The 13088-nt window shown below is 65.4% G+C and carries 11 protein-coding genes and 1 pseudogene; 7 read left to right on the top strand and 5 right to left on the bottom strand.

All coding sequences use genetic code 11. The features are described 5' to 3' along the window. Positions 1-11: 11 nt before the first annotated feature. The 3 genes from AADZ55_RS12940 to AADZ55_RS12930 are packed head-to-tail and all read left to right on the top strand — an operon-like array spanning position 12 to position 1677. Positions 12-578 carry an ArsR/SmtB family transcription factor gene (locus tag AADZ55_RS12940; RefSeq protein WP_423202398.1) on the top strand — a complete coding sequence of 189 codons (567 nt, stop codon included), beginning with the start codon at positions 12-14 and terminating at the stop codon, positions 576-578. Further along, complete coding sequence (locus tag AADZ55_RS12935; protein ID WP_085325372.1) at positions 575-1294, top strand: methyltransferase domain-containing protein; 720 nt, start codon at positions 575-577, stop codon at positions 1292-1294. The genes AADZ55_RS12940 and AADZ55_RS12935 overlap by 4 nt, the downstream gene beginning before the upstream one ends. Continuing rightward, positions 1291-1677 (top strand): hypothetical protein, encoded by a 387-nt coding sequence (locus AADZ55_RS12930; RefSeq protein WP_085325371.1) that lies wholly within the window; start codon positions 1291-1293, stop codon positions 1675-1677. Before AADZ55_RS12935 ends, AADZ55_RS12930 begins: the two co-directional genes overlap by 4 nt. A 276-nt stretch (positions 1678-1953) precedes the next feature. Here the strand turns inward: AADZ55_RS12930 and AADZ55_RS12925 are convergent, their stop codons facing one another. Beyond that, a complete protein-coding gene (locus AADZ55_RS12925; RefSeq protein ID WP_085325370.1) occupies positions 1954-2859 on the bottom strand; it encodes a universal stress protein in 906 nt (301 codons plus the stop codon). Between the two features lie 18 nt (positions 2860-2877). After that, positions 2878-3834: a universal stress protein gene (locus tag AADZ55_RS12920; RefSeq protein ID WP_085325369.1), complete on the bottom strand. Its 957-nt coding sequence runs from the start codon at positions 3832-3834 to the stop codon at positions 2878-2880. A gap of 147 nt (positions 3835-3981) precedes the next feature. On the opposite strand from AADZ55_RS12920, the gene cmtR reads away from it, so the two are divergent. The 4 genes and pseudogenes from cmtR (at position 3982) to AADZ55_RS12900 (ending at position 8222) form a co-directional block, all read left to right on the top strand. Further along, positions 3982-4317 (top strand): Cd(II)/Pb(II)-sensing metalloregulatory transcriptional regulator CmtR, encoded by a 336-nt coding sequence (cmtR, locus tag AADZ55_RS12915; protein ID WP_085325368.1) that lies wholly within the window; start codon positions 3982-3984, stop codon positions 4315-4317. 28 nt (positions 4318-4345) lie between these two features. Continuing rightward, complete coding sequence (locus AADZ55_RS12910; protein WP_085325403.1) at positions 4346-4630, top strand: DUF1490 family protein; 285 nt, start codon at positions 4346-4348, stop codon at positions 4628-4630. Next, positions 4614-6997: pseudogene (locus tag AADZ55_RS12905) on the top strand (heavy metal translocating P-type ATPase). The gene AADZ55_RS12910 and the pseudogene AADZ55_RS12905 overlap by 17 nt, the downstream one beginning before the upstream one ends. A 232-nt stretch (positions 6998-7229) precedes the next feature. Next, positions 7230-8222 (top strand): hypothetical protein, encoded by a 993-nt coding sequence (locus AADZ55_RS12900; protein ID WP_133056426.1) that lies wholly within the window; start codon positions 7230-7232, stop codon positions 8220-8222. Between the two features lie 11 nt (positions 8223-8233). Here the strand turns inward: AADZ55_RS12900 and AADZ55_RS12895 are convergent, their stop codons facing one another. From AADZ55_RS12895 to AADZ55_RS12885, 3 genes are all read right to left on the bottom strand, one after another. Further along, entirely contained in the window at positions 8234-9943 is a 1710-nt protein-coding gene (locus AADZ55_RS12895; RefSeq protein WP_242670166.1) for a DHA2 family efflux MFS transporter permease subunit, read from the bottom strand. Positions 9944-10387: 444 nt separating this feature from the next. Beyond that, on the bottom strand, positions 10388-11362 hold the full coding sequence (locus AADZ55_RS12890) for a nicotinamide-nucleotide adenylyltransferase (protein ID WP_085325401.1): 975 nt from the start codon (positions 11360-11362) through the stop codon (positions 10388-10390). A 248-nt stretch (positions 11363-11610) separates the two neighbouring features. Further along, positions 11611-13083, bottom strand: coding sequence for a PE family protein (locus AADZ55_RS12885; protein ID WP_085325366.1), 1473 nt, complete (start codon positions 13081-13083; stop codon positions 11611-11613). Between the last annotated feature and the right edge of the window lie 5 nt (positions 13084-13088).

Raw genomic sequence — 13088 nt, 5'->3', positions numbered from 1 at the left:
AATTGGCGGTTGTGCAGCGAAGTTGCCGCCGGTGGATGACCCATCGTCGCCCTGGCGCAACGATCTTCGGTCAGCGCCAGATGGAGTCTAAGCCCGCGACCAGATTCGACCGGACCTTGACCGTGCGGGTATTCGCGCAGCATGCCAGCGGGTGTACGACGGCAAGCTCCGGCGAGAACGGAAGCGGGGTCCGGCTTGATCGAGGAGCCTTAATCGATTATCGTCGATTATCGATGAAGGCGACAGGCGGAATTGATCGACCGACCGCGGAGAGATGGGCCTCGTGGTTTCGCGCCCTCGGCGATCCAACGCGGGTGCTGATCCTGCACCAACTCGCCAATGCCACAGCCCCGATGACTGTCGGCGAGCTCACCCAGCGCCTTGATGTGGGGCAGTCGACGATTTCGCATCACCTTGCGAAGTTGGCTGACGTGCGTTTCGTTCTGGTAGATCAGCGGGGTACCTCGAGCTTGTGGCGGATCAACACCAACTGCCTGGCCTGTTTCCCGTCGGCGGTCGATGTGGTCATGGGACGCATACCGGTCGAGTTTGTCAGTGAACAGGAGTGCACCCGATGACCAGCAGTGATATCCACGAAAACGTCCGCGCCTACTACCGGGAGGCGGCTCGAACCGGGGCCAAGGAGCTGGCGGCGGACGGGCGCTGGGGGGCAAGCCGATACGACGACGACACACTGGCGCGGGTCCCGTCGGCCGCGGCCGACCTTTCGATGGGGTGCGGCAACCCGCACGCCGTGGTGGACCTCCAACCGGGCGAGACCGTGCTCGATCTTGGCTCCGGAGCAGGCCTCGACGTGATCTTGTCGGCCCGACGAGTCGGCCCAACCGGCAGGGCTTACGGCATCGACTTCCTCGACGAGATGCTTCACATCGCGCGGGCCAATGCGGCCGAAGCCGGGGTCACCAACGCCCAGTTCCTGCATGGAATGATCGAGAACATCCCGCTTGCGGACGAGTCGGTGGACGTCGTCATCTCGAATTGCGTCATCAACCTTGCCCCCGACAAGGTCCCGGTGTTCGCCGAGATCGCCCGGGTGTTGCGCCCTGGGGGCAGAGTCGCGATCTTCGACGTGGTCGCCGAGGACGGGCTCGATAGGGTCACCGACGCGTCGACCGACGGTAACCAGTGGGCCAATTGCGGTGCCGGCGCACTGCACCATAGCGCCTACCTGCGGGTTCTGGCAGCGGCCGGGCTGGTGGAGCCGAGCATCCAATACACCCACAACACCGGCCCCGGCCGGCACGGTGCCATCGTCCGGGCTCGACGCCCATGACACAACATGGCCCGACGTCCACCCGGCTGGTGTTCGTCTACAACGTCGACGCCACGCCACTGAGCATGCTGAGAGACGTGTACTCGGCGATCACGACGGGGACTACCGACTGCCATCTCTGCGATATCACCTACTCCGGGCTCATCAAGGACAAAAGTTGGCGACGCTTCGTTGCTAGCCTTCAGCTAGACGTCGACTTCCAGCTCAGGTCGACGTTTCGGGCTGCTCACCCCAACCTCGATGTCGACTGTCCGGCAGCCCTTCTCGAAGCAACAGGCAAAGAACTGACCCTGGTCCTCACGGCTGAGGAAATCAACGCCGCCGACGACGTCACCGCACTCAAACGCATCGTCACCGACGCCCTGCACCGCAACGGCTGCTGAACCGGCAACCGCTTGTGCTGCCCAGCGCCTGGGGGGTGCCGCGGGCGTTGGGCTACCGGGCGGGGTCAGCGTCGACATCTAAGAGGGATACAGCGACGACCCCGACGCCGTCGCTGAGTACGTCGCGCAACTGAGTTGGGCGGCGGTGCGGTCGTTCACGCACTCATTCTGGGAACTGTGCGGATTGTCGGCGGAATCTTTCCGCACCCGGCGGCTCTCGACGCGGACCACGACGCCGTACTGGGCCGGACACATGGCCGGGGCACCAGTACCCGGTCAATCGGCGGCTACCGCGGCCTCCGCACCGCTCGAGGAATCCTTCCACGCGCTCGGCACCACCATGACCGGGCAATGGGAGTGGTGCAAAGCTCCCAAGGCGACGCTGCCGAGCAGGATCTTCCGCGCGGTAGAACGTCCACGCGATCCGACGACCAACGCGGCCGCACCGCGGTCGGCGGCGGCCGCGACAAGAGCCTCCGAGACGGCACGGGCGTGGGAGCCATGCCGGCGGTCGGCATGCAGCTGGAGGACTTCGTGGGCGCCCATTCCGGACGGATTGTCTCGTGACGGCGTCGCGCCCGTATCTTCGCTGACGAAGACCGGCAGCACATCTCGTTCCGGAAACACGCGTCCGGCCGCTGTGAACGCCGTCTCGGCGCCAGGTGAGCCGTCCCAACCAACGAGCACCGGCCCTTCGGGCAGCGCCTCGTATTCGGTTGCCAACATCGGATGCGGGACGACGACCACGGGTCGGACGGAGTAGTGCACCACCATGTCGGAAATGCTGCCCAACACCGCCTGGGTGCCACCCAGCCCTCGAGATCCGACGAGTACCAGGTCGGCGTGGACCTCCTCGACAACCTGCGCGAAACGCAGTCCCTCAGCGCCCCAGGTGCGTTTCAGCAACGGTTCGGCGTCCCACCCCGCGGTGCGGGCCAGCGTTACCCCCATCGCAACGAGCCGTTGGGCCTGGTGCTCACCCTCCCGCTCGACCATCGCACTCAACTCGTTGGTGTCCCGAGCGACGGCTCGTAGCCGATGACGCACCCTGTCGCTGGCGAATGGCGGCACCCACAGGTAGGTGATCCACCCGTGTGCACCGGGGAATAGCAACGCACCGGCATCGATCGCGGCATTCGCCGCCGGCGAGCCGTCATAGCCCACAATCACACCCACTGGCAAGGCACACTCCTTCTTGAGCTAGGCCGGCACCCCCGGATCATGGGGAATTCGAGCGACGATAACCGGCGTCTGACCGGAATTGACGACGGCGCGGCTGACCGAGCCGAGCAGCATGCCAGGAAACCCACCGCGGCCGTGACTGCCAACCGCCACAAGCTGAGCATTCTGCGCCAATTCGAGTAGGCGAGGCGCGGGACGATCACACACCACGACTTTGCGCACGACGACGTTGGGGTATCGGTCCCGCCATCCGCCAAGACGCTGGGCGAGGATTTTCTCGTGCCGGTCTTCGATGTTTCTCCACTCGATCGGCGCCCAATTGAGCCTGGGAAAGTCGAGGGGCCCCATGTCGCTCCACGCGTGCAGCGCCACCAGGTCCACGCCGCGGCGCGACGCCTCGTCGAAGGCGATCTGGACCGCCAACTCCGAGGTCGGCGAGCCGTCGATGCCCACCACCACCGGCGCTTGGGGGAGGCGCGCCCGGTGCGGGTCCTCGTCGGGTATGACGGCGACTGGGCAATGAGCGTGGCGCGCCAGGCCGGAGCTGACCGATCCCAGCAAGGCGCCGGCCACGGCGCCCTGACCCCGGCAGCCCACCACGACCATGTCGGCTTGCTTGGACATATTCACCAGCGTGGGCACTATCGGGCCGTGGAGCACTTCGCTCGTGATATGCGCGGCGCGACTCGGGGAGGATGCTTCGAGGGCGACCTTATGGGACTGTTCGATGATTAGGTGCGCTTGGGCGACCAGGTACGAGTGTTCGATGAGCTCGCGCTTCTGGGCGTCCTGAAATCGCGCATACTCAAACGCCCACCCTTCAGGGGCGGTCACTACTGGCGGCACGACGTGCGCCACGCTGAGCCCAACGTCGCGGATCTCCGCGTCGCGCGCGGCCCATTCGACGGCCACATTCGAGGAATGTGAACCATCCACACCCACCACGATTCCGAGGTTCGCTTGTTGGGGTGACATTCGCGCCTCCTTTTCGTGCGTGCATACCGCCGACGTTAGCCAACCGGCGCAATCGCGTCAGGAGGCAATGGTCCCTAAGTCGCTCCCTTTCCCGGCCCACAATTCAGCGGTTGCTGTTATAACAGTGAACGCTGTACTGTCTGGATCATGCTGACGTGTGAGAGGCGGGAATCGGCGCTGGCTCGACTCGGCCGGGCTCTGGCCGACCCGACGCGGTGCAGGATTCTTGTGGCGCTGCTGGATGGAGTTTGCTACCCGGGCCAGCTGGCGGCGCACCTCGGGTTGACGCGATCGAACGTGTCCAACCATCTGTCGTGTTTGCGCGGCTGTGGACTGGTCGTTGCAACCTATGAGGGCCGGCAGGTTCGGTACGCGCTGGCCGACAGTCACCTCGCCCGTGCCCTGGGCGAGTTGGTCCAGGTCGTTCTGGCGGTGGATACCGAGCAGCCCTGCGCCGCCGAGCGATCGACGAGTGTGTGCTGACAACGCGAAATCGGAGGAAGGGTTAGCAGTGGTTACGCGCGAGTTGCTGGTCAAGGCAGCCGGGACGGTGTTCACCGGGTTGGTTGGGGTGGGCGCGTACGAAGCGCTGCGCACGGCGGTGGGCGCGGCTCCGGTTCGTCGGGCCGCGGTGACAACGACGCAGTGGGGTCTGCGCGGAACCCGGCGCGCGGAGGTGGCGGCCGAGGCGGCTCGGCTGAAGGTCGCCGACATGGTTGCCGAGGCTCGTGAACGGATTGGGGACGAGGCCCCCCAGCCGGCCGCCGCCAAGGCCGATGATGACGACCGCTGCTGACACCGGCGTCACGCTGACCGTTGTATCCGACGCCGCGGGGCGGATGCGAGTGCACGCCACCGGGTTTCAGTTCGACGCGGCCCGGGCCGTGGCGATCGAAGACACGGTCAGCAAGGTGGCCGGTGTGAAGGCTGTATGTGCCTATCCGCGAACCGCATCCGTGGTGATCTGGTACACGCCCCTGCGCTGCGACACCGCTGCCATCCTGTCGACGATCGCCGATGCCGAGCACATCCCCGCGGCGGCGGGGCCCGCGCGTGTCCCGCACTCGGCCGATCCGCGCAAGCCCGTGTAGTGCAAAAGATCTTCGCCTGGAGCGCGCGAACGCGGTCCGGCGCACGCGTGGCCGCGCAGCGACCGGGTGCGATGAGCGATACCTGCTGCGACCACGATGACAACGAGGAGCATCAGCCGGAACGACTTTGGCAAGTCGCCGAGCTGCGACGAGCCGCGCTGTCCGGGGTGCTGCTGACCGCCTCGGTGATTACCGCATGGGCCGGTCTATTCTGGCCGGTCGCGCTGGGACTGAAAGCCCTTGCCCTGGCAGTTGGTGCCTCGACGTTTGTGCCCTCTAGCCTCAAGCGACTGGCCGAAGGCCGCATCGGTGTGGGCACCCTGATGACCATTGCCGCCCTCGGGGCTGTCGCACTCGGTGAGGTCGGCGAGGCGGCCACGCTGGCGGTTCTGTTCTCGATCAGCGAGGGCTTGGAGGAATACGCGGTGGCGCGTACCCGCCGCGGCCTGCGTGCCCTGCTGTCGCTGGTGCCGGATCAAGCCACGCTACTGCGAGAGGGCACCGAAACCGCGGTCGCCACAGCCGAACTGCGCATCGGTGATCAGATGATCGTCAAACCGGGGGAGTGCCTCGCCACCGACGGCATCATTCGTACCGGGCGCACTGCGCTGGACGTCTCTGCGATCACCGGCGAATCGGTGCCGGCCGAGGCCGGACCCGGTGACGAGGTGTTCGCCGGGTCGATCAACGGGTCCGGCGCGCTGCAGGTGGAGGTCACCGCGATCGCGGCGGACAACTCGCTGGCGCGGATCGTACACATCGTGGAAGCCGAACAGGCCCGCAAAGGCGCCAGCCAGCGGCTGGCCGATCGCATCGCACGACCGTTGGTACCGAGCATCATGATCGCGGCGGCGCTGATCGCCGGGACCGGCAGCATCCTCGGTAGCCCGTCGGTCTGGATCGAACGCGCCCTAGTGGTGTTGGTCGCGGCCTCGCCGTGTGCGCTGGCCATCGCCGTTCCGGTGTCCGTGGTCGCGGCCATCGGCGCCGCGTCCAAGCTCGGCGTGCTTATCAAGGGCGGCGCCGCACTGGAGGCACTTGGCACCATCGGGGGCCTCGCCCTGGACAAGACCGGAACGTTGACTGCCAACCAGCCCGTGGTCATCGACGTCATTACCACCAACGGCGCCACCCGGGCGGAGGTGCTGGCGGTGGCGGCCGCCCTCGAGGCCCGCAGTGAGCACCCGCTAGCCGTGGCCATCCTCGCCGCGACACCAGCTCCGATCGCCACCGCCAGCGACGTGCAAGCCTTTCCCGGTGCCGGGCTCGCCGGCCAACTCGACGGGCATGTTGTCCGACTGGGGCGGCCCGGCTGGCTCGACCCCGCCGACCTCGGCGATCATGTGGCGGGCATGCAAAAGGCCGGGGCCACAGCGGTTCTCGTCGAACGCGGCAACCAGCTGCTCGGTGCCATCGCGGTGCGCGACGAACTACGCCCGGAAGCTGCCGAGGTCGTCGCCGGGCTCCGCGCCGGCCGCTACCAGGTGACGATGCTGACCGGAGACAATAGCGCCACCGCCCTCGCGCTGGCCGCCCAGGCCGGCATCGAGCACGTACATGCCGACCTGCGCCCTGAGGACAAGGCTCAGTTGGTCCGACAGCTGCGTGCCCAGCGACCCACCGCGATGGTCGGCGACGGTGTCAACGACGCTCCCGCCCTGGCCGCCGCCGACCTGGGAATCGCGATGGGCGCCATGGGAACCGACGTCGCCATCGAAACCGCCGACATCGTCCTGATGGGTCAAGACCTGCGGCACTTGCCCCAAGCACTGCACCACGCCCGGCGCTCCCGGCGGATCATGCTGCAGAACGTCGGCCTGTCCCTGACGATCATCACCGTGCTAATGCCGCTGGCGTTGTTCGGGACCCTGGGCCTGGCCGCGGTGGTATTGGTCCACGAGCTCACCGAGGTCTTCGTTATCGCCAACGGTGTGCGCGCCGGACGTATTAAACCGCTCAGTGGGCCAGTGCCGACCATCGTGCGGCCGCGCACTGGTGGCCGAGCTGCTTCGCCACGGGTCCCGCCGCGACTGTCCAGCGCTTCGGACTCGCCAACCGAGCAGGGCGGATGATCGCGAGATCACGCTCGGCCCAATTGCTTTGGTGTCATGAGTCCGTTGGTGTAGCGCCGATACGTCGTAAGGACAAGCGACGCCAGCTCAGCATGGGGTCGATAGTGTTTGTCGCACAGAAAGTTTAGTTCGCAGAGCGCGGCGCCGAACCCGGCGGCCACCGGTGGTTTGGCGAGCTGCCGATCGAATCGGCGTAGTGGCTGGTGGTCTAGACGTTCGATTTCGGGTTCTTGTGTCGCGCATCGACGACGCGGTCGATCATGGCCGCGGCGGGCCGAGCAACACGATCCTCTGGGGGTTGGCCAGGCATGTGGGTGCCGCCGATTGTGGCGGTCAGACAGATGATATTTTCTCTCATCGTCCCGACCAATTTTCTCTCATCGTCCGACTATGGGGCTCTTTGCGTAACGCCGCTTTCACCTGTCCTGATACACCTCGACGCCAGACACGGCTGGCCCGGAGCTTGAAGCGAGGACCGATGCCCCATCGCACTCCCGGACTTGTACCCGTCACCGTGATCGGCGTAGCGGTGGTTTTGACTGCCGCTGCGGCGATCTGGCCGGCGGCATACGCTGCCCCCTCGGCAACGGTCAAAACGAAGACTCAAAAAATGTCGGCGCCCAACCTGACATCTCAGCAGAACGGCTGGTATGACCCCGGCACCCAAGTGGCGCTGGTGTGCTCCGCGCGTGGCCAATCCGTGCAAGGCTTCTTTAGCTCCAACATCCCCAACGGTGGCTGGGACAACCTGTGGTACAAGACGTCTGATGGAAACTTCATCGCCAATGTCGACATCGAAACCCTCGACATCGTTGCCCCTGAATGCGCTGACAGTGGCTCAGCGCCCGAGTCAAATGGTGATGATCGGGTCGCCCGTGCACTCGCGTGGGCGCGCAACGAGATGGCGACCAACCCGAACAACCCCATCCAGTGCTTCGAGTTCGTCGAAGCCGCCTACGGCCGCGTGAGGTGGCCGGGCTACACGGCGTTGGACTTTTTTAACACCCTCAACAGCCAGGGCAAAATCCACACCGATACCAATCCTCCGGCCGGAGCGCTGGTCTTTTCCAGCGCTCCAGACTTCGATCACGGCCAGGGTCACGTAATGCTCAGCGAGGGCGACGGCCAGTGCATCACCGCGAACTACTACCAGGAACCCAAAATCCGGCGGGTACCTCTGACATCCCCCGGCAACACCTATCTCGGTTGGGCCACTGCGCCATGAATCCGAACAGCTCAAAACGATTGCTCTCCAAGCTTATGGCCCTCGTCTGCGCTGCGCGCGCCCTCGTTGAGTTGCTTTGGTCGGCAATCCATTGTGGAACGCCTGTCGATGACTGCCCACTGGGTAGCACGCCGCCGCTGGGCCCGCCGCGTCCTAGTGCGCGTTGGCGCGACGGCGTTTGGCTCGGTGCCCGCGCCCGTCGACCTTCTGGGCAAGAGGGCCAGCGGTACGAAGACCAAGCCCACCAGTACGACCGCCACCACAAACACCACGCTGTAGGCGTGCGACAGGTCGTGCAGTAGGTTGTCCGGAAGTGCGGGGGAAAGGGGCTGCCCCGGCATCACGGGTTGGTCAACGGATGTCCCGCGCCGCGCCGGACTGTCTTGCAGAATCGCGATTTCGTTTGTCCCGGAATTGTTTTCGCCGCGGTTGAGCTGGCTGGCTAGGATTACCGACACTAGCGCGGTGCCGACGGCGGCAGCCATCTGCTGATTGACTTTGATTAGCGTCGAACCCCGTGCGATCTGATTTGGGGCCAGGCTCTGCATTGCCACCGCGACCAGTGGCATCCTGGTGCAGCCCATGCCCAGCCCCAGGATCGTCAGACCGGTCAACAGCGTCGGAAGGTAGTCGCGCTGGGTGGCGACCCCGTAGGCGAAGGTGCCCATACCCGCGGCGATCAACGTGATGCCGGTGACAAGAACCCCGTGACCGCCGCGTCTGTCCACCAATGCTCCAGCCAGCGGTATCGTCAGCGCGGCACCGATTGCTCGGGGGACCAAGCTCATTCCGGCCTGCAACGGTGTGTGGTGGAGCAATTGCTGGAAGTAGCTTGGAAACAGCACCGCTGCGCCGAAAGTTGAGACGATGTAAAGAAACATCGCCGCGTTGGCGAGGGTAAGCGCTCGGTTGGTTAACAGGCGCAGATCGATTAGGGGATTTTCCGCACGGTACAGGGCATGAAACACGAATCCGACCATCAACGCCATACCGATGGCCGCCGGTATCCACACGCGGCGATCAGCCACGGTGCCGCAGCTAGGGATTTCTGACATCCCGTACAGGAATGCAGGCAGGCCCGGGGACAGCAGCAGCATCCCAACGAAGTCGAAGGTTTCCGATGGTGCCGGGTGATCGTGAGGTAACACGATCGCGCCGAGGCCGAATGCGGCCACGCCGACCGGCAGGTTGATCCAGAAGATCCACTGCCAGCTATGGCTGTCGATCAGCCAGCCGCCTAGAACGGGACCGAACGCCGGGCCGAGCACAACTGGGATCCCCAGCACCGCCATCACGCGGCCAACCCGGTTGGGACCTGCCTCGCGGTTGACGATGGTGAGGACCAGCGGCGTGAGCATGCCGCCGCCGAGGCCCTGCACCACCCTAAAGGCGATCAGCGATGCGATGTTTGGTGCTATCGCGCACAGCAGCGAGCCCAGTGTGAAGACGAGAATCGAACCGATGAAGAGTCGTTTGGTGCCGAATCTGTCGGCTGCCCAACCGGCCAGTGGGATCACGGCGGCCAACGCGAGCGCATAGCCGGTGATCGTCCAGGCAACGACGGCTTGGGGCGAGCCGAAGGTTGCGACGAACGTGCGTTGCGCGACGGTGACAACACTGGTGTCTACCATGGTCATGATCGAGCCCAGGACGCAAACTCCTGCGATCCGCCACAGCCTGGCGTCGAGCTTGTCCGGACGGCTGCGCTGGTCTTGGTTCACGGGCTGAGTGCGGAACGCCATCTTTGCCTGCGATTTCGGTGATCGCGGCGTGCCCGAGCGGCGCATCACCGTCGGCCCTTTGGCCTGACCCAGCGGCTGTCGAGGTCACTTTGCCTCGCCACGTCGCGTTGCGGGGAACCCTCCAGCGGTGTGCCGCTGGCCGCCCTAGCATGCGCCTTCTCCGTGGTATCGGCGAACGCGTCGATCCCGAATCCTTTCCCACCGTGGCGAGCTACGGGCGGGGGAGTCGGGTCCGCCGCCAGAGCCGCGGTCGGCCGCTTGCGCCGACCCGAGCCGATGCAACTGGTTTCGTTAGCTATCGGGCATTTCGGGCGCAGGCCGCTGCGCTGCTCTAGCAAATCAGGACGGGACAATGCTAGTTGGGAGACCCGCTCGCGGGAAACGCACTGCTCCAACATGACTCCGCGATCCGTTCCGCGGCCCTTAGGGGCGCCGGGAAGGCGCTAGTTCTTCGACGGCGTGGAGAGCTGTGGAAATCCTTTTCTCCCAACCGCCACTGACCACCACGAATGGTCGTCCAGCCTCGCGCAGAGCGAGTTCACATCGGGCGAAAAAGTCAACGCTCTCGCCGGGCAGATGTCGCGGGCGGTCGGCGTTCCAGGGCAGGTCGGGCTTGGTGAGGAGCGTGAGATCGTAAGGACGCCAAGCCAAATTGCGGAGCTTTTGCGGGCAGCTGCCCAGCAGGAAGTCGGCCCACACAGTGGTCGCGAGCGGGTCCGTGTCGCAGATCAGGACGCGATCGGCATTGCGCGCTAAGGCTTCCTCTGAGGCGAATTGTCCGCGAACGATTTCGGTCCAATCCAGTCCGACTAGCGAGCCGCCATTGTGTTCCCGCAGTGTGTTTGCCCACTCTGGGACCCACTTCGTTCTGAGCTTTTCGGCGAGCGTCCGTGCGAGCCTGGTCTTCCCGGTGGATTCGGGTCCGATGATGCTAACTCGCTTTACGAAGGCGGGCCGCACGCAGCGTGGGATGTGCTGCCAATGGGCAAGCGGGTCCGCACGGATGCCAGTTCCGCTCACCGGAACGATGGTGCGAGCCTGATCGACCGCTACGAATCGCGCGCCGAGGATCTTGGCGAGATCCGCACCGTAGGGCTCGGAGGCAAAGACGAAGTCGGGACGCCGCGGGAGTACGCGTTCCAGCATCGCCTTCCAGATGTCCCACGACGGCGGGCGTTCCGACGGATGCCGTTGGTTCCCGACGGTGAGATGGACCACGCGATCGAAGGGGAACAGCTCCCGCATCCATGCAACGCGTTGGGTGCCCGAAATCGGGTCTGCGGTCTGTACCGAGACGACGATCGTCAGGTCATCCACCCATCGGCGCGCGAACTCGCAGAGGTAAACGTGTCCGGCATGGGGCGGTAAGAACCTTCCGAGCACCATTCCGTGTGTCACGGTGGTGCCCTCAACGTAGCCCGGGGGAGACATGATGGTGCCCAGAATAGGCGTCGACCCCTGATCGCATGGGTAGATTCCGGGCGCAACACTGCTGGACTACTCAGTTCCCGGGAAGGATGTGCTGAATCAAGCTCGCGTTGACCCCGGGGCCGGTGCGGCCGTTCTCGCGCCTGGGTCGCCGAGTAAAACCACAACGGTTTCAAGCTCTGCCGCGACTGTGTCGTTGGCTGCGCTGGCGAGGTGGCCTACACCGGCAGTACGATCCCGGCGCTCTGGCCCACGATGATCTGCTGGCCGCCCGGGGGCAGGTAGCCACCGGTGGGCCCGTAGACGCCGTAGATCGGGTTGGTCGGCCCCGCCCCGGCGTACATGTCGTTGATCCAGCCCGAAGACAGGGTGTACACGGCCGCGGTGGCGCCGGGCGGGGAGAACCCGGTCAGCAGCTGTGCGAAGAAGTCGATGAGGGGATGTCCGCCCACCATGGAGTCGACATGCGAGCCATTGACAATCTCGACCCCGACGAACTGCCCCGGGTACAGACTGACCAGTTGATTCGTGGTGGCACCAGAAGCGTTCCATGGCTGGGGCGGCGCGGCCACCACATAGTTGGGGATGTTCAGCGCCTGCAGGTTGGCTATCGAAGCCGCGAAGCCCGACGAATTGGATGAGACCCCGTCGAACATCACCACACCAAGAAGGTCGTTGTCGACGGTGTTCGCCCCGAGGGCCGAGACGTAGTAGCCGCCCGCGGCCGTGGCGAGGCCACCGCCGGCGGAGTGTCCGGTCAGGATGAAGTCCTCCGGCAGCATGCCCTGGTAACCGGCCTGGTTCGCACTGATGTTCAGCGCCGTTTGGTTGCCCAGGAACAACGAGGCCACACCCTGCTGCATCTCCGCGCCGCCGATCCAGAGACCGAACGGCAAAGGAATTGACGGCACGGTGGGAACGACCACGACGCTATTGGTCTGCTGCGCCAGCTGGATGGCCAGCGGTTCGTAGAACCAACCTATTGCCCCGAAGCCGTGCTGCAGATAGACGACACCATTGGCCTGCACCGAACCGTCTGCCTGGGTCGGGAAGTACCAATGTGCGGGGGCCGGGTAGCCAATTGGACCAACGGGGATTCCCAGGAAAGAGGACGGACCAACCGGAATCTGCAGGAAGGAGAACCCCGTCTTGACCCCGGTCACCCCGTTGGTGGCCGGGGCAGTGAGGGCCTCGGTGGCGGTGTAGTTCACCGCCCCGCCGAGGCCCGCCTCGTTGGTGGCCGGGCGAAGCAGCACGCTGGGCTGATTGGGGCCGGTGGACTCGGTGGCCCCAGTAATCGCAGCCCCAGCGGCGCCGTTACCGAGCAGCGGATGCCCCGTCAGCCACTCGGCGGGTGTAGGAAGGCCCAGGCTTTCGGCCTGTTGCACCAGCATCTGCAGGGGCGACACATTCGCGGCCTCAGCGGCCGCATACGCGGACCCGGCCGCGCTCAAGGCACGCACAAACTCGGCATGAAGCAGCGTCATCCGCGCGCTCAGCGCCTGAAACTCTTGGGCGTAGCTGCCAAAATGACCTGCGATTGCTGCTGACACCTCATCGCCAGCCGCCGCGACAATCCCCGTCGTCGAGGGCGCCGCCGCGGCGGCGGCCCCCGTAACCGCCTCCCCGATCCCGGTCAAGTCCCCCGACGCCAGGACAAAAGCCGCGGGTGCTGCGATCACGTACGACATCGGCG

This window comes from Mycobacterium decipiens (genome assembly GCF_963853665.1).
Classification (GTDB): Bacteria; Actinomycetota; Actinomycetes; order Mycobacteriales; family Mycobacteriaceae; genus Mycobacterium; species Mycobacterium decipiens.
The sequence above is the reverse complement of the archived record's forward strand: the minus strand, read 5'-3'. Positions and strand labels throughout refer to the sequence as shown.

What these genes read in the sequence shown, in the direction of transcription:
- AADZ55_RS12920 (WP_085325369.1), bottom strand. Translation starts at nt 3,834, where the DNA reads ATGTCACCCCAACAAGCGAACCTCGGAATCGTGGTGGGTGTGGATGGT.
- AADZ55_RS12885 (WP_085325366.1), bottom strand. Translation starts at nt 13,083, where the DNA reads ATGTCGTACGTGATCGCAGCACCCGCGGCTTTTGTCCTGGCGTCGGGG.
- AADZ55_RS12930 (WP_085325371.1), top strand. Translation starts at nt 1,291, where the DNA reads ATGACACAACATGGCCCGACGTCCACCCGGCTGGTGTTCGTCTACAAC.
- cmtR (WP_085325368.1), top strand. Translation starts at nt 3,982, where the DNA reads ATGCTGACGTGTGAGAGGCGGGAATCGGCGCTGGCTCGACTCGGCCGG.
- AADZ55_RS12935 (WP_085325372.1), top strand. Translation starts at nt 575, where the DNA reads ATGACCAGCAGTGATATCCACGAAAACGTCCGCGCCTACTACCGGGAG.